The sequence below is a fragment of the Veillonella parvula genome (assembly GCF_047241225.1).
In the GTDB taxonomy this organism is placed as follows: Bacteria; Bacillota; Negativicutes; order Veillonellales; family Veillonellaceae; genus Veillonella; species Veillonella parvula_O.
In genome coordinates this window covers 52228-69711 of record NZ_JBKTIE010000001.1, presented here as the reverse complement: position 1 = coordinate 69711, position 17484 = coordinate 52228, and the positions used below count along the sequence as shown (strand labels likewise).

Annotated in this window: 19 protein-coding genes and 1 tRNA gene; 3 read left to right on the top strand and 17 right to left on the bottom strand. The window is 38.3% G+C overall.

Annotated features, from left to right (window positions below; genetic code table 11):
• Window positions 1-21: 21 nt before the first annotated feature.
• From ACLRYO_RS00310 to ilvB, 3 genes are all read right to left on the bottom strand, one after another.
• Window positions 22-609: a beta-class carbonic anhydrase gene (locus tag ACLRYO_RS00310; protein WP_004696620.1), complete on the bottom strand. Its 588-nt coding sequence runs from the start codon at window positions 607-609 to the stop codon at window positions 22-24.
• Between the two features lie 184 nt (window positions 610-793).
• Window positions 794-1306 carry an acetolactate synthase small subunit gene (gene ilvN, locus ACLRYO_RS00305; RefSeq protein ID WP_195394619.1) on the bottom strand — a complete coding sequence of 171 codons (513 nt, stop codon included), beginning with the start codon at window positions 1304-1306 and terminating at the stop codon, window positions 794-796.
• Window positions 1307-1314: 8 nt separating this feature from the next.
• Window positions 1315-3042 (bottom strand): biosynthetic-type acetolactate synthase large subunit, encoded by a 1728-nt coding sequence (ilvB, locus tag ACLRYO_RS00300; protein WP_195394618.1) that lies wholly within the window; start codon window positions 3040-3042, stop codon window positions 1315-1317.
• A gap of 192 nt (window positions 3043-3234) precedes the next feature.
• On the opposite strand from ilvB, the gene ACLRYO_RS00295 reads away from it, so the two are divergent.
• Entirely contained in the window at window positions 3235-3513 is a 279-nt protein-coding gene (locus ACLRYO_RS00295) for a hypothetical protein (protein ID WP_004696628.1), read from the top strand.
• Window positions 3514-3671: 158 nt separating this feature from the next.
• Here ACLRYO_RS00295 and tnpA read toward each other — a convergent pair whose 3' ends face one another.
• The 4 genes from tnpA to ACLRYO_RS00275 form a co-directional block, all read right to left on the bottom strand.
• On the bottom strand, window positions 3672-4133 hold the full coding sequence (tnpA, locus tag ACLRYO_RS00290) for an IS200/IS605 family transposase (RefSeq protein WP_004693034.1): 462 nt from the start codon (window positions 4131-4133) through the stop codon (window positions 3672-3674).
• Window positions 4134-4346: 213 nt separating this feature from the next.
• Window positions 4347-4847, bottom strand: coding sequence for a folate family ECF transporter S component (locus tag ACLRYO_RS00285; protein WP_195394617.1), 501 nt, complete (start codon window positions 4845-4847; stop codon window positions 4347-4349).
• Complete coding sequence (locus ACLRYO_RS00280; RefSeq protein WP_004696632.1) at window positions 4837-5184, bottom strand: nitrous oxide-stimulated promoter family protein; 348 nt, start codon at window positions 5182-5184, stop codon at window positions 4837-4839. Before ACLRYO_RS00280 ends, ACLRYO_RS00285 begins: the two co-directional genes overlap by 11 nt.
• Before the next feature lie 9 nt (window positions 5185-5193).
• Complete coding sequence (locus tag ACLRYO_RS00275; RefSeq protein WP_195394616.1) at window positions 5194-6009, bottom strand: class I SAM-dependent methyltransferase; 816 nt, start codon at window positions 6007-6009, stop codon at window positions 5194-5196.
• 418 nt (window positions 6010-6427) lie between these two features.
• On the opposite strand from ACLRYO_RS00275, the gene ACLRYO_RS00270 reads away from it, so the two are divergent.
• Complete coding sequence (locus ACLRYO_RS00270) at window positions 6428-6844, top strand: hypothetical protein (protein ID WP_118091662.1); 417 nt, start codon at window positions 6428-6430, stop codon at window positions 6842-6844.
• Between the two features lie 115 nt (window positions 6845-6959).
• Here the strand turns inward: ACLRYO_RS00270 and ACLRYO_RS00265 are convergent.
• From ACLRYO_RS00265 to moaC, 10 genes are all read right to left on the bottom strand, one after another.
• Window positions 6960-7034: transfer RNA gene (locus ACLRYO_RS00265), tRNA-Arg, on the bottom strand.
• A 129-nt stretch (window positions 7035-7163) separates the two neighbouring features.
• Window positions 7164-7622, bottom strand: a complete 459-nt coding sequence (locus tag ACLRYO_RS00260; protein ID WP_118091661.1) for a low molecular weight protein-tyrosine-phosphatase — start codon at window positions 7620-7622, stop codon at window positions 7164-7166.
• A gap of 98 nt (window positions 7623-7720) precedes the next feature.
• On the bottom strand, window positions 7721-9964 hold the full coding sequence (locus tag ACLRYO_RS00255; RefSeq protein WP_195394615.1) for an autotransporter outer membrane beta-barrel domain-containing protein: 2244 nt from the start codon (window positions 9962-9964) through the stop codon (window positions 7721-7723).
• Window positions 9965-10110: 146 nt separating this feature from the next.
• Window positions 10111-10830 (bottom strand): DUF4198 domain-containing protein, encoded by a 720-nt coding sequence (locus tag ACLRYO_RS00250; protein WP_316708970.1) that lies wholly within the window; start codon window positions 10828-10830, stop codon window positions 10111-10113.
• A gap of 265 nt (window positions 10831-11095) precedes the next feature.
• Window positions 11096-12907, bottom strand: a complete 1812-nt coding sequence (gene typA / locus ACLRYO_RS00245) for a translational GTPase TypA (protein WP_004696644.1) — start codon at window positions 12905-12907, stop codon at window positions 11096-11098.
• Between the two features lie 197 nt (window positions 12908-13104).
• Window positions 13105-14052, bottom strand: coding sequence for an epoxyqueuosine reductase (locus ACLRYO_RS00240; RefSeq protein ID WP_278606792.1), 948 nt, complete (start codon window positions 14050-14052; stop codon window positions 13105-13107).
• 138 nt (window positions 14053-14190) lie between these two features.
• Complete coding sequence (gene murB / locus ACLRYO_RS00235) at window positions 14191-15120, bottom strand: UDP-N-acetylmuramate dehydrogenase (protein WP_195394613.1); 930 nt, start codon at window positions 15118-15120, stop codon at window positions 14191-14193.
• Complete coding sequence (locus tag ACLRYO_RS00230; RefSeq protein WP_004696650.1) at window positions 15095-15460, bottom strand: YlbF family regulator; 366 nt, start codon at window positions 15458-15460, stop codon at window positions 15095-15097. The genes murB and ACLRYO_RS00230 overlap by 26 nt, the downstream gene beginning before the upstream one ends.
• A gap of 105 nt (window positions 15461-15565) precedes the next feature.
• The gene (gene trmL / locus ACLRYO_RS00225) at window positions 15566-16051 is read right to left on the bottom strand and encodes a tRNA (uridine(34)/cytosine(34)/5-carboxymethylaminomethyluridine(34)-2'-O)-methyltransferase TrmL (RefSeq protein ID WP_004696651.1); all 486 of its coding nucleotides are present in this window, start codon (window positions 16049-16051) and stop codon (window positions 15566-15568) included.
• Between the two features lie 28 nt (window positions 16052-16079).
• On the bottom strand, window positions 16080-16592 hold the full coding sequence (gene moaC / locus ACLRYO_RS00220; RefSeq protein WP_278604428.1) for a cyclic pyranopterin monophosphate synthase MoaC: 513 nt from the start codon (window positions 16590-16592) through the stop codon (window positions 16080-16082).
• A 108-nt stretch (window positions 16593-16700) separates the two neighbouring features.
• Between moaC and ACLRYO_RS00215 the strand changes: the two genes are divergently transcribed.
• Window positions 16701-17378: a metal-dependent hydrolase gene (locus ACLRYO_RS00215; RefSeq protein ID WP_042977326.1), complete on the top strand. Its 678-nt coding sequence runs from the start codon at window positions 16701-16703 to the stop codon at window positions 17376-17378.
• Window positions 17379-17484: the final 106 nt, after the last annotated feature.

Here is a 17484-nt window from a genome sequence, read left to right as displayed (position 1 = left end):
CTCTATTAAAGAATTCCCCTACTATTTTTCATAATATTGTTTCATTTGTGTATAGCCATTAACAATGACTTCGATTTCACCCGTTCTAGGATGGAAGATAAGACCGTGAATAGGCACATCTTTAGGAATCAAAGGATTCATACGTAATTCGTCTACTGTATCCTCTACATTTTCAGCAGGATGTGTAAAGCCATCAGCCCAGCGTTCCATTTCTTTACGGACCATATGAATCGCTTCTGGTGCAATACCACGAGCCAACATTTTTTCTGTTAGATCTTTTGCCGTAGTTTTTGCCATACCACATTCGTGATGACCAATGATAAAGATTTCGTTAACACCTAGCTCATAAATACAAACAAGTAAACTACGCACAACGCCATCAAAGGGACCTGTAATACAGTTACCTGCAGTCTTTACGATTTTCGCTTCACCGCGCCCAATATCCATGGAATCTTCTAAGAAGTTAACAAGACGTGTATCCATACATGTAACAATTGCCATTTCACGACTAGGCATTTTACTACACTTTGTATCTGTATCTACATAACCTGTATTTTGATCTTCTACATATTCTCGATTATGGGCTAAAATATCATCTAATAAGCTCATAGTACCTCCTATATAAAAAGACTTTGGCATACAACCAAGGTCTCTATATCAATAATGCTCGATATACATATTATATCATATTAAGTTGTACACGCTTTAAGCCACAAAAAATAGGTCTATTCAAATACATGTATTATATATTTGAATAGACCTAAATCGCTTTTAAAGTGCTAAAGTACACACCTTATCTATCAGGTGTAGATAATGCTTCGATAGCTACGCTACCACCTCGTACAACTTCAATACGATTGACGAACATATTTTTAAATAAGGCAATCATGTCATTATTTTTAGATACGGTCTTTACACATTGTACTAGTACAGATTTACGATTATAATCCACAACTAATAGATCAAAGGTTTGGGCAATGCGGAAAATTTCTTGTTTATCCGCTTCTTTACAGCTATTGACCTTGATAAATAGTAATTCTTTTTTCGTAATCGGCATGTCCGTAAAGTCGATAACCTTAATCACCTCTACACTGCGATTAAGCTGTTTAATGATTTGTTCATATGTCAAATCGTCACATGTGAGCTCAATTGTCATACGAGACATGGTAGGATCTTCAGTTTCCCCTACAGTCAATGTATCAAGATTATAATTTTTTCCTGCGAAGAGGCCTGAAATCTTAGCTAGTACACCGATTTGGTTTTCTACATACGCTGAAATACAGCGTTTTTTCATTTGTACTTCCATAGCCCCTCCTATTTTTTATCCTTCAACAACATATCACTTAAAGACTTACCTGCTGGTACCATTGGCAACACATTGAGCTCCGTTGGAATGATGAACTCGAGTAGAGTCGGACCATTTTTAAAAGCATCAGCCAATTGGAACCCTTTTTCGATGTCCTCAACCTTAGTAATACGCATTGCCTTTGCGCCATAAGCTTCTGCCAATTTCACAAAATCTGGTACATATTCAAACTCATCATTGTCGATTATGTCTCGCGTAACAATGGCACTTTCATCCATCATCAAGTTCGTACAAGCGTAACGTTTATCGTAGAATAATTGTTGCCATTGGCGTACATTTCCGAGGAAACCATTATTTAAAATAATTAGAGTCACAGGCAAACGGTAGTGCATAGCAGTGGCAAACTCTTGGATATTCATTTGCACGCCACCATCACCACAGATAGCAAATACACGCTTATCTGGATTTCCCATTTGCGCACCTAATGCAGCAGGAAAACCATAACCCATAGTCCCTAAGCCACCGGACGTCAACATTTGATATTGACCTTTCACATCAAGGAACTGGGTAGTCCACAATTGATTTTGACCCACATCGGTTGTGACGATAGGATGTTCATAGTGATGATTAATGTACTCGATAACAGTTTGAGGTGTTAAACCCTCTTCACCAGCTTGTGTAACAGGGCGCGTAGCCTTAAGTTGTTGTAATTGCGCAGGCCAGTCACCAAGATCGTGAGGTTCAATATATTCTAAGATTTTTTCTATAGCCAATTTAGCATCTGCTACGATTGGAATATCAACCTTAATATTTTTAGAAATAGACGCCGCATCTACATCAATATGGATAATCTTACAATTTTGTGCAAAGGTACTTAGTTTACCAGTAATACGATCATTAAAGCGCGTACCAATAGAAATCATCACGTCACAATCAGTTATGGCTACATTAGGCGCATAGCCACCATGAATCCCTACATTACCAAGATACAATGGATGACGGCTATCAATAGCACCTTTCCCCATCAATGTTGTTACTACAGGAATCCCTGTTTTTTTAACCAACTCCATCATAAGGTCGTTAGCACCACTAATGCTTACCCCACCGCCTAATAGGAATAGAGGCCTTTTAGCTTTACTAATAATAGAACAGGCCTTTTTAACTTGACCTACGTGAACAGTGGTATTTGGTTTGTAACCGCGAATATTAACCTCAGTAGGATACTCATCAGAGCCCATAGCCTTTTGAATATTTTTAGGAATATCCACAACCACAGGACCTGGTCGACCTGTGCGAGCAATATAAAAGGCTTCTTTCAAAATACGGCCAAGCTCTTTACGATCACGAACGGTAACAGCATATTTACAGATATTGCGTACAATGCCAACAGTATCTACTTCTTGGAACGCATCATTGCCCATGAGCCCCAAGTCAACTTGGCCTGTAATACAAACGAGAGGAACACTATCAGAATAAGCAGTAGCAATACCAGTCACAAGATTTGTAGCACCAGGTCCAGAGGTTACCATACAAACCCCTACTTTACCGGTACTACGAGCATATCCATCTGCCGCATGGGCCAATGCTTGCTCATGACGCGGCAAAATCACTTTTACCTTATCTTGCTTATATAATTCATCCATGATATCAATAGTAGCCGCCCCAGGATAGTTAAATAAAAACTCTACCTGCTCCTCTTGAAGGGCTTTTACCAGATACTGTGCGCCTGAAATCATAGGTATCTCCTTATTTATATAATGCATGCATATCGAATTCTCAATATTCACATCAGATATATCTAAAAAATTGAATATCTTATATAGATATGTTATACTCAGTAGTGTACCATATGTTGTGGTACATGAATATGTATAAAATCTCAAATTATAGAAATATATGTAGATTCTATTTTGAAAGGACTGAATATCATGAAAGAAATATTAGGTTTCCATTTAAACGGTTGCCCTTATTGCGCTAATGCATTCCGTGCTATCGATGAACTCGTTGCAGAAAATCCTGCATACGCAGATATTCATATCAACTGGGTTGAAGATCAAGATGCTCATGAGCTCTTCAAAACTCACCCATATGAATACTATCCGAACTTATGGTTCGACCTCGACAAACAATACGAGGCGCAACCTGGTGAAAGCTATGCCCAAACAAAATCTTTAATCAAAACTGTATTGGACAAAGCACTCGCGTAAAACGCTATATTTACAAATCAGAACCACCCGTAAAACGGGTGGTTTGCTCACGGGCTATAAGCCCGTAGTACTAGGCCAGCGTCTAAAGGCGCTGGCTTTCACTACGTTCAAGCCGCATAGCCATTGACTCGTAACCTTCCCCTCAAAGGGGATATGTATTACTTGCTACCCTTAAAAGGGTCCTCATATTCTTTTACACTTAACTTATCCTTCATTTGGTCATGTAACTCTTGCTCACGTATATATTTTTTTACTGTTGCCTCATTTAGACCTACCGTACTAACATAATATCCCTCAGACCAAAAGTGTCTATTTCCAAATTTATACTTTAAGTTTGCGTGTTTATCGAACATCATAAGTGCACTTTTACCTTTTAAATATCCCATAAAAGATGAAACTGCTATTTTAGGTGGGATTAATACTAACATATGCACATGATCTGCCATAAGCTCCCCCTCTATAATCTTGACGCCCTTATATTCACATAAACGCCTCAGTATTTCACGTAAACTATTTCTATATTGATTATATATAACTTTACGTCTATACTTAGGTGTAAATACTATGTGGTATTTGCATAACCATTTTGTGTGCGCAAGACTCTGTGTCTTTGTTGCCATATAAAATCACCTTTCTTTTGCATATAATGCGGCTTGAACACCTACATTATACTTAAGCAAGGTGATTTTTTTGTATAACTTTCGTTGCCGCACCCGCATAGCGGGTGGTTTTATGGTTCGCGACTACGTCACGAACCAGTCTAAAGACAATAATAATAATGCACCCCTAACATATAATCTAATGTTAGGGGTGCATTTTAGTATACTGTAAGATTATGGCTTTTTTTGTACCATAAACTTACTGACTGCTTTATACACAATTAAAATCAATGCAATTTCTAAAGGGAAAAAAATGATATTTTTAATAAGACGTCCAATAAATATAGCAGATACTGCTTTGTTATAAAATATTGTGAGCCATATTGTATTTAATATCAGATGTATACATACAGTAACAATCGTCTCCGGTAAAAGTAATTGTTTAAATGTAACATTACGTCCGTGTAAAAAATACCCATACACATAGCCTACAAGAAATTCAGATATGATAAAGCCGGGAAAGAATACTCCTTGTCCAAATAAAGACATACCTATAAAACAGGCAATAGCAGCCATTATACCTGCTGCCATAGGCCCATAAAGAATACCAAATATAGCGGTTGATAAAAATCCAAAGGTAATATGTATAAATGTAGTATGAATAGCAAATATATAAGATAGTAAAACCGTCAATGCTACAAACATTCCTGTCTTTACAATCATATCAGTTTTCATAAGAAGTACGACTCCTTTTTCTATCCTTCCACTCTAAATACATATGGCGAATAACTTGAATTGGTGATATAAATAACATTCTAGGTCCACCATAGCGCATGATTTCACGTATTTTTTCACGATACGTAGGCGCATAGCAATGCGTTTTACATACGCTGCAGAAGGTCTTGCTTTCCATATGAGGACATACATCTATACGATGTTCAGCATATTGCCAAACTTTTTGACACTCCTCACAGAGTTGTCCTTTAGGAGTGTGGTGCTTATTATGACAATAGATGCCAATAATCTGGTACATAGTTTTTAGTTCTAACTTACGTTTCTCATCAACTGTCATGTTTCTCTCCTATTTCACAGACCATGAAACCCAAGCCACTTTATCAACAGTCTTATTATGGATTTCTCCATCAATAGCTAGTGGCTCAATGAGATTTCTAATCTCTTCTTTCATGTCTTCCATGTCTCCCCATCCATTATTATGAAGTCGCATGGTAAAATAATTAACTGCCTTTTCAAGAGACATAACCTCTGTTTCAGGAACCGTTTTATAAATTACTTTTACATTATGCCCCATCTCATGGATAGCATCTAAACACTCTTTCATCTTGCCATCCCATGGGAAAGAATCACGTCCAAAGAAATGTTCAGATAACATATCTACCATTTCGTCGCTCCGTTCACTGAAAGCAATCCACAAGCATTTATCATTACTTGCATCATGCATGGCGCGAATATTTTCTACATCAAACATAATCGGGCAGAAGATACTATATGCCAAGTCAAAGCTTTTATCCCAACCTAGTTCTCGACGAGTTTCATCAGACCAAGGTCCGATATATAAGCTAAGATCTAAACCTTCTGACTCTGCCAATTGTTTAGCACCGCGAATCATACCATCAGATAAATCGATACCAGTCGCCTTATAGCCTTCCCGAGCTAACCCAAGTGCGTAGTCACAAACACCACAGCCTACATCAAGTGTACGGCCATTCGATGAAGGTAATAAATTTTTATCCTTTAAGAAGGCTAAAAAATCAGTGACCTGTGCCTTGCGATCCTCGCGATTGTGCATTTCTACAAAGTACTCGGAACGATGGTTCCATGCGTCTTGCTCATCGCGCCAAGTTTCGTTGACCGTGAGCTCCTGTATTTTATTTGTCATATTATCCCCTCTAAATAGCTACATCCTCAAACGGATGAGTTATAGATACATATATAAGTAATTTTCACTTAGTTAAATTCACTATGTAATTTAACGCTCCCCTATATGTCCTAGTGTTCCGGCTAGGATGTTCAGATTTTCATATAGCTATCCTTATTGTACATCATTCTCAAAACAAAATGTGTTACCCAAATCACATTTATTATGTTATTTCGATATTATTAAATATAAAACTCTATATCGACAGATTATCAGCACCTCAGCTTATGTATTTATCTATCTCTAACTAGTTCATGCATATATCGCCATTTATATCTCTCCCCTTAATACAAACAAATAGCGCTTCAAAGTTGATTATACAAATTATTTCATCCGATACCTATTTTTATTATAATAGAAATAAGAAGGAGTTAAAAATATGGGAATCTATATAATAATCCTAATGTTTGTATTAGTCGGCATTGCTGTAGCTTTTGCTACTTATAACCTATCTATAATTAGGTCTATGCCTCCTGAAGAACGTTATAAACTTCTTTACTTTAAAGATGATCAAGTGTCTATAGGCATTGGATTAATGAAAAGAACCTATAAATTAAAAGATATTCGAGAAGTACGCTTCTCTAAGGGCAAAAAATTCCGCAGTATGGGAAGCTGGGCAGGCAGAATGAAGATTTGCAAACTAAATGGTAAGAAAAGTCGTTGGATAGAATTTGATGGTACGGTCTATTACAAAAAGATGGTATATATAACAAATGAAGAAATCATTGATAAATCAATAAATATACTCATGAATGAATTTAGATCTAGAGGAATTCAGTGTAATAAATATAGATAGTAAAGTTAGAACACTAAAGTACGCTAAATTATGATATACGAATATATAATTCTCTGTCCTAAAGACTATTTATAGACATACAAAAAGGCTCCTCGAAATCGAGAAGCCTTTTATTTGGTGCGCCTAGCAGGATTCGAACCTGCGCACCCGGTTCCGGAGACCGGCACTCTATCCCCTGAGCTATAGGCGCATGAATACCTAAAAATTATACCATATTACGCTATGGTTCGATAGTATAAAGTATATAGAACAACTAGGATTATACAGAAAGACCCCTATAGTTAAGCATCTTGTTAGATAACTATAAGGGCTATCTCTATTATATTCTTGCCTTAATCAATTCTAGTAAAGCATCACAGCTCCGACTTATATCGTCATAGGTTTCGTCAAAGTTTCCCGTATACCAAGGATCCTTTACATCACGGCTTTCACCAACGAAAGACATTGCCTTGTAAACCTTAGCATCTACGTCATCCCCAATAATATGCTTTAAATTACGCGCATTATTTTCATCCATAATGATGAGATAATCAAAGTTATGATAATCCTCCATTGTCACTTGGCGTGCCTTGCGACGAGTATAGGGAATACCCATTTCATCTAATTTCTCTTTAGTCCCATAATGAGTATCGTTTCCTATTTCTTCACGAGATGTGGCAGAGGATTCGATATAAATAGAATCGCTTAAGCCTGCATTATTAACAATATGTTTCATATAAAACTCGGCCATTGTAGAACGACAAATATTACCATGACAGATGAATAAAATATTAACCATTATAACTCCTAATGAATAAAATCTTAATCATAAAAAACTCCTTATATACTAATGGTCCTTACAGCATACGCTATAAGGACCATTAATGCAATATTCAATTAAAAATTATGTCGTATCCCAGCATCAATGCGCCATGTATTTTCTACAGTAGCACCAAAGTTTTTAGTGAATGTACCATATAGATATGTACTAGGACGGACACTCCAAGACCCACCAATTTCAGCATCAAGCCATGTATCCTTCAAATCTACTGTTGTTTGTACTGTTGGATTACCCGGCGCGGAATATGTTGTATTTGCCTTACCAGAGAATTCATGCGCTAATGCTAATTTAGCGAAGATATTGGATTTTTCTGTTTCTTTCCCAATGCCAATACCAAGTCTGCCTACAGCAGAGTTCACAGCATCAGCTTTCACATGCATAGAACCACCACCGACAACAGAAGCATCATAGGATACACCATTCAAACGGCCTACAATAAATTCTACACTAGGATCGATGTAGAAGCCATTTTCCTTCTTAATACGTTTACCATATTCAGCGCTTAAGGATGTGCCATATGTATGGTAATCACCGTTTACACGTTGTCCACCTACGGAGTAGAGCTTATAATCATTGGATAATCTATTACCACGTGCAATAATATCTAAATAACGACCATCATCATGTTGTTTTGTGCCATATACGGCGATGCCGCCAAGTTTGCCATCACCACTACCGTTGGCATATGAATTACTAGATGTACTGTAATCAATAGCGCCACCGAAAATCCACCCATTAGAAGCCTTATGATCGTAGCCGACTTGTACACCATTATACGTCATATGTGCATCAGCACCATCTGTAATTTTAGATTTACCGCCTATATATTTCGCCCATACACCTTTGTTTGTATTAGCTAAACGAAGATCTCCTAAACGGCGTTGTAAATCATTGGTATTACTCTTCCATGCCATAGCGGTCGATGTAAGAGCAGATTTTGTGCCACTTACCAAGGATGATTCACTAGCACGATTAATCTTTGTCGTATCTCCCACAACAAGGCGCCCCTGTGAGTCAAAATGATTTGCACCAAGCTCTGCAACAGCACCTGGACTAGTAATACCTTCATTGATTTGAACAGTTGTACTCAGTTTCTTATCATTGCCAGTATATTGTAATTTATCAGCTAAGGCTTGTATTTCCTTACGGTAGCTATCATCATTAGTCAAATTAGCTCCATCGCCTTGCAACGTAATATGGCTATTATCTGCAGCATGTTCAACAACGATATTCCCCTTTCCATTTTCACTAGCTGGAACACCGGTCTTGTAAACAGCATTCACATAGCCACTATAATTTTGAATTGTAATAGGTCGTGCATCAATAGGATGAAGTATACCGGCTGCCGATGGACTTGATCCACCTACGAGATTGCGAACCTTACTGCCCTTATATAGATATGCTGCATTATCACCAGATGGACGTTCTCTTTTAGGGGTAGGACGCTCCATACCAATCCATTCATTATTCCAAGTTCCTCCATTTTGTAAGTAAATGTCAGCACCAGAATTATGCGGGTTCTTATTGCTTTCAGCATATTCATTTAGTACGGCACCCGTAAGTTTAGAATTAGATGTTGTAAAAGCTAATGCTATATTCGTTGGCGTTTCGTTATGATTTGGATCACGTCCATAATCCTTATTAATTAACCCTACATTCCCAACAGCGACCAATTCTTTAGAACCTGGATGTTTTCCGTCAGAGCCTGTATTAACGTATACATCACCCTCTTCTGCCACCACAGAGTAAGTATCAGAAGTTTCTAAAGGATGAGTGATGATACGTCCACCACCATCAACAATGATATGACCACGTTGATTAGCTTGTAAACCGACACCGATAGCATCGATATCTACATTGCCTTTGACGTGAATATTAGTATCTCCATAATCTCTATTAGGATTATCCTTGCTGAGTCTTGGTACTTTACCGCCGTAACCAGCATACACAGCGCTCATATAGTAATGACCGAGTTCCCTTTTTGAGGCTGGTGCATCATTCTTAAGACGTACAATTAAATCCTTATCCACCGTCAATTGTGATCCAAAGCCATTATAAATACCTGATACATTTTTAGTTTTACCTGTATCTGTTAAGCTTTTACCATGCACATTAACCGTCAAGGTGTCCTCTATATGCTTAACTTCCGGTTTTGTTTGTACCGGTGACCCCATTGTTAAGCCAAGCAATTCCTCCGCTTTATCACTTGTGGCATTAATTTCTGTAGCAAATGCAGAGCAGGTCATTCCAGTTAATGCCAACGCAGCCATCACAGCCGATACATTTCGTCGTAATTTCATAAAAATCTCTCTTTCTTACCTCGTTTAATACGAGGCTCTCACAGAACGCATTTATACGTACACCCTAAAAATATAAAAAGACCCCCTAAGTCCAACTTAGGAGGTCTTGTTTATTTCACACACTTAGTAAATAGTTATATCCTATATTATTCAGGATTGATGATAAAGGACAATGCACTGAAGTATTTATTTTGCTCACCTTTAGTTTGAGTTGGGAAGCCCACTTCAACGCCTACTACGTTAAGGCCATTAGCACTTACAGTAACAGTTGCTTTACCATTAGCATCTGCTTGGCTTTCATTAGTAAGATCATTAATTACGTCTTTAATAAGAGGTGCATTTGCATATGGTTTACCGTCTTTCAAGACTTGGATTTCATATGTATCACCTTTTCTAAGAGTTAATGGGTTAACAGATGGAATGATTTGAATGAAAGCATCTTTATTATTGAAAGGTTTTGCTTCTGCATTCCAGTAGTGAACGTCATATTTAATGGCATGTGTACTTTTTTGAGCACCTGGTACTTCAGAGATTGGTTTATGAACAGTTTTACCATCTTTGTCTTTTGTCCAATAACCATAGTCAAAGTCAGTTACTGTAATACCCAATTTATCATTTGGTACAACCACTACATTTTTTTCATGTTTAATAACTTGTACAGGAATTACCATGCCATTGTTATCTAAGCCAATGATGCTTTTTACCATTTCTGGGCTATACACATCATCAACAGGGCCTTCGCCAAGTACTAGCGCTTTTTCATCTAAGCGGTTAGCAAAGAATACGCCATGCGCATCAACGGAAGAGCACACACAACCTGCAGCTAAACCTACTGCAAATAAAGAAGTTAAGATTTTCTTATTCATAAGAACCTCCATAATCAATAACTTTTTCAATAAACTTGTTATTATTATACAGCGTTACAAATATTTCGTATATACTAATACCCCTATCAGCAAGTTATTATGCGTATTTAGTATATTAACTTATTTTTATACCCAATAATCATAAATGATAAAATTATCACCTATTTTCATGAATATATGACTTGTAAGAATATGTTAGATAAATACTTATAGATTAGATAAAAAAGGCGCTCCTTAAGGAGCGCCATTATATCCGCATGAGATATTATTTTTTATTCTTCGCTGCTTTCGCACGTGCGTTACGATCAAGAATTGTTTTACGCATACGAATGCTTTCAGGTGTTACTTCAACAAGTTCATCATCGTTGATCCACTCAAGAGCTTGTTCCAAGGAGAAGATACGAGGTGGAGTCAAGCGTACCGCTTCATCAGAGGAACTGGAACGCATGTTGGTAACATGTTTTTTCTTACATGGGTTAACATCCATATCAAGTTCACGTGTATTTTCACCGATAACTTGGCCTGCATACACGTCTTGGTTAGGACCAACGAACAATGTACCACGATCTTGAACGGAGTTCAAACCATATGGAGTAGTTTCGCCATTTTCGAATGCTACCAAAGCACCGCGTGTACGGGAAGGGATTTCACCTTTATATGGTGCATAACCATGGAATACATGGTTCATGATACCATTACCTTTTGTAGCTGTTAAGAATTGTGCACGAAAACCGATCAAGCCACGAGCCGGAACTACGAATTCCATACGAAGATAACCGGCCAATTCAACCATATTAGTCAACTCAGCTTTACGTTGACCGAGATTTTCCATTACGGTACCCATAAATTCCTGTGGTACGTCAATGGTCAACGCTTCGAGCGGTTCACACAATTGGTCGTTAATAGTTTTGAAAATTACACGAGGTTTACCTACTTGTAATTCGTAGCCTTCACGACGCATAGTTTCAATCAATACTGCCAAATGCAATTCACCACGACCAGATACTTTGAACGCATCTGCAGAATCAGTTTCTTCTACTTTCATAGAAACGTTAGTTTCTACTTCACGGAATAAACGATCACGCAAGTGACGGGATGTAACGAATTCACCTTCGCGGCCTGCGAATGGAGAGTTATTTACGGAAAACACCATAGACAATGTTGGTTCGTCGATGGAGATGGATGGTAATGCTTCAGGATTTTCAGCATCCGCTACTGTTTCGCCGATGTTAATATCGTCAATACCTGCAAAGGCGATGATATCACCCATTTCAGCTTCGTCAGTTTCAACGCGATTCAAACCATTGTATGTGTACACACGACCGATTTTCGCTTTACGTGTGCTTTCACCGTTCATGATTGCCACTTGTTGGTTAGTTTTCATTTTACCGCGAACGATACGACCTACGGCGATTTTACCGATGAAGTTATCGTAATCAAGTGTAGTTACCATGAATTGAAGAGGGCCTTCCATATCACCTTGTGGTGCCGGAATCTCATCAATCAGTGTTTTGAACAACGGTTCCATGTTTACAGCTTCATCATCCCAATTGGTTTTGGACACACCGGAACGAGCAGATGCGTAAACCACAGGGAAGTCGAGTTGATCATCATCAGCTTCAAGCTCCATAAACAATTCAAGGACTTCATCCTCAACCTCTTTAACACGTTGGTCAGGACGGTCGATTTTATTGATAACTACGATTGGTTTCAATTTTTGCTCTAATGCTTTACGCAAAACGTATTTAGTTTGAGGCATTGGACCTTCGTAAGCATCTACGAGAAGCAATACGCCATCAACCATGTTAAGTACGCGTTCCACTTCGCCGCCGAAATCAGCATGGCCTGGAGTATCAACGATGTTGATTTTAATGCCATCATGCATAACAGCAGTGTTTTTAGACAAAATAGTAATACCGCGTTCACGTTCCAAATCGTTGGAGTCCATTACGCGTTCTGCTACCTTTTCATTCTCACGGAACACATGGCTTTGTTTTAATAATGCGTCCACCAAAGTAGTTTTACCATGGTCAACGTGGGCGATAATCGCTACATTACGAAGATTTTCGCGAATCATAAGATCCTCCCTTTAATTCTTTCAGTATATTCTATATCACATAGCCTCTGTAAAAGTAGCTATGTAGGTATATTTTCCAAAAATGGCAACAGTTAATTATAACGCAGTCTATAGAAAAAAGTCAAAATAGTACACCTATTCTAATCATGGCAATTTCAACATTCGATTATACTTTTGACTCATCTTAGGACAAAAACCTATTTACGCGCTATCGCCCGCTTAGCAGATTTACGCAACAACGGAATTTGTTTATCTGTTAAATGGAAACAGAATTTAGGAATCAGCTTTTTTATAATCTCCTCATCAGAAGCTTTCAAAATATATTCTGGCTGTAGCAACGGCTCTAATTCATCAAGTCCAGGATAATCCAGCCCTATGCTCCAGTCATGGTCTGCATTAAAAGGACATGCATCCTGGCAGTTATCACAACCTAATATCCACGCCTCCAGCATATCGTCTGTGACACCATCCGGTAACTTACCATCACCGAATGTATTAATAAAAGATACACAGGTTAACGGATTCATAGTAAACGGTGCAGATAAGGATTTTGTCCTACACCCTTGCTGACATAAATTACAAGAATCCGGACATGGTGGTATCTCTAACTGTTGAATATACTCACAGGACTTATCAATTAAATAGCCTACCAGTTCATAGCTAGAACCTTTAGGTCCATAAAAAAAATTATTTTTTCGATAAATGCCTAAACCAGCTGCTACCGAAGCGGGCCGCAAAGGAATAATTCCGGCAGGTTTCGCCGTTTCACCGCCAATATATCGTATTCTATTTTCACCAAGCCAGACTTCAAAAGATTGCCGTCGTTTAAACTCATCACTGTGAGGAATATTTGACAAAGATAACAACAACCCTTTTGCATATCGGTTTCGAAGAGATACAGGAAACTTATAATCACCAAAATATTCAGTACAAACCACTATGGATTGTGCCCAAGGATACTTTTCTTTTAATGCTAAAAAATCTTTACTATGCGCATATACCTCTTTACTTTCAGGTACATCTTCTAAACGCTTTATCAACCGTTCTTTATAAAAATCAAGTGCATCAAGAGGCACTATACCACAACTGTCATACCCACACGCTAGCGCTTTATCATAAATCTCCTGGGCCAACAAAGTATTCATATCATCGCCTCCCAAATATGAACTAACTATAAACCTATCATACTCTTTTAAAAACTATAAAAAAAGATTTCTTATGAATCCGTCATCCTTAAAAGAGTAACATTACATAAGAAATCTTATATTAGTATTTAATTTGTATTAATCTTCACCAATCATGCGTACTTCTGGTTCGAGATGTACACCATGTTGATCATACACACGACGTTGTACCTCACTAATCAGGTCAAGTACATCCTTCGCACTTGCACTACCTGTATTGATTACGAAGCCAGCATGCTTATGAGATACTTGCGCATCACCTACAGACAAACCTTTTAGGCCTGTTTGTTCAATCAATGTACCTGCAAAGTACCCTGGTGGGCGCTTAAAGGTTGAACCTGCACTGGCATATTCCAAAGGTTGCTTTGATTCACGTTTTTCTGTTAACTCATCCATACGTGCCTTGATGGCATCCTTGTCGCCTGGTTTGAGTGTCATAATGACTTCCCCAATAACTTCATGATTATCGTGGAATACACTATGACGATAAGCAAAGTCCAAGTGAGATCCATCATACTCTTTAATATTTCCTTGGAAATCTACGGCTCTCACTGCAGTAACTACATGGCTCATTTCCCCATCATAAGCACCTGCATTCATAAATACGGCACCACCAAGTGTGCCTGGAATACCAATGGCAAATTCAAGACCAGATAAACTATTCTCCCAAGCAAATTCAGAAGCATCCTTTAACATATACCCGGAACCGATGCACAATGTGTTTTCGTTACAATCCATGATTTGGGTCATATGTCGAACTGATACGACAGCGCCACGGATACCTCCGTCTTTCACCAAAATATTAGATCCACAACCAATAATAGTTACAGGCACATCTAATTCGTGAATGGTACGAAGCGTAAAACTAAGTTCTGCCATCGTAGTAGGTTCAATAAATAAATCCGCAGGTCCTCCAATTTTGAATGTCGTATGATGACAAAGGAGCTCCTGCTCGCGTACACGTGTACTTGGTAATTTTTCTAATAAAGCGGTTTGTAATACCTTAATGTTGTGGTTGTTGTTCGCCATGATCTAACACTTTCATCCCCTCAGTGATTGGTTCGCTAATGATTTTGTAAATATCATTAGAAATCTGGCTCCAACGCATTTGCGCTTGCAAATAAGCAGCCGCTGCAGCATTTTCCTGAATTTGAGGCATCAATTCCTCTTGTTTCTTTTGCAACTCATCTGCTTCTGGAGCACCGGACAACTTAGCATATTCCCATTGCATTTGTTGTGCCATAAATGTGCGAACCAAACCCGTTGCTACTGCATCTGCCTTCACTGCTTCCTGAGCAGCCATTAATTCTTTGTACTCTTCGGATTCACGCATTGCGTGAGCTAAATCATGAGCTTTATCGTAGTTCATAATATCCTCCTCCAAACAACACCGTTAAAATCGCTACCGGTCATATAGATTTGGTAGGTCTCCTAACACATACGTATAATATATTCCTTAATTATAAAAGTCTATTTATTTTGATTGAATCCAATTGCCTTCAGCCTTAAGATCTGGATAATCAAGTTGACGCATACCTTCATAAGCTATAATCGCCACCGCATTAGATAAGTTCAGAGAACGTGCTTCATCTACCATGGGTATACGAATGCATGTATCCTCTTTACCATCTAATAAACTTTCAGGCAACCCTCTTGTTTCAGGCCCAAAAACGAGCATATCACCGATTTCATATTTCACCTCGGAATGAGTATGCTTTGCTTTGGTAGTGGCATAGAAATATCTACGATCAGGATATTTCTCATATAATTCTTGAATATTTTCATGTACCTGTACATCTACCAAGTGCCAGTAATCAAGGCCAGCACGTTTTACGTGCTTGTCATCAATAGAAAAGCCAAGGGGTTTGATGAGATGTAAGGTCATATGATTGGCGGCGCATAAACGCGCTATATTTCCTGTATTACCTGGAATTTCAGGCTCATAAAGTACTATTTCCATTTTCAATCCCCTATTCTTTATATCTATATTATTCTACAAAGGAACGGACAAAATGTCCACTTTTCCCGCCTTCTTTTTCTACAAGATATGTAGGGCCTATAATCATCCCCTTATCAATAGCTTTACACATATCGTAGACTGTTAAAAGTCCTACTTGAACCGCCGTAAGTGCCTCCATTTCAACACCTGTCTTTCCTGTCGTTTTTACGGTAGCCCGAACCTTAACAGCACGATTATGTGTAGAATCCGTACAGGCTGGACTTTCACCATCAACAAGAGTACAATGCACCTCAACCTTAGTTAATGCTAACGGATGACAAAGGGGAATGAGATTACTCGTCTGTTTCGCCCCCATAATAGCTGCCAATTGAGCCACACTAAGAACATCCCCTTTTTTTATTGTTCCCGCTGCAATGCGTTCATAAATTGCATCATTAATAGTAATAAAGCCTTCTGCCACAGCAGTACGAGTTGTAATATCCTTATCTGATACATCTACCATCCAAGCATTACCATCTTGATCAAAATGTGTTAAATCCATAATATATCCTTACTAATTATGTATAAATTATCACCAATAGTTTTATTTTCATTTATTATATTATACAATAGAATTAAGAATTGTATGTACAAGGAAGGAAGTGTTCCTATGAAAACAAAACTAACTTATTTTGGTCACGCTTGCTTTATGCTCACACGTGGCGATGTATCCATGATTTTCGACCCATTCTTGACCGGTAATACATGGGATATCGCTAAAAAAGAAGATATCAAATGCCAATATATCTTTGTCAGTCATGGCCATGATGATCACTATGGAGACACAGATTTTATTGCCAAAGCAAATGACGCCCTCGTTATCTCTACGGCTGAGGTAGCGGGTAAAGCAGCAGCTGCCGGTTGTCGTACACACGCCATGCATTTAGGTGGCAAGTTCGACTTTGAATTCGGTTCTGTTCGAATGGTTCCTGCCTTCCACGGCGCTGGCATCCCTGGCGGTCACGCTGCAGGTTGTATTGTAAATTTCTACGGAGATATCCTATACTTCGCTGGTGATACAGCACTCTTTAGCGATATGAAATTATTAAATCGCTTTGGTGAAATCGATTACGCACTTCTTCCTATCGGTGATAATTACACAATGGGAGTTGAAGATGCAGCCCTTGCTGCCTCTTATGTAAAAGCGCGTATTTCTATTCCAATTCACTACAAAACATGGCCTGTTATCGACCGTGAACCAGGTGTATTTACAAGTCTTGTAGAAGGCAAATATAACCAAACAGCACTCATTATCGATCCAGGCTCCTCTATTGAGCTTAACAACTAATAAAAGATCCACAGACCTAAAAATGACGCAATCCGCTGGATTGCGTCATTTTTGTATACCATTTTGGTTCAAGATTAAACCTATAAAAAAACATGCGACCTAATAT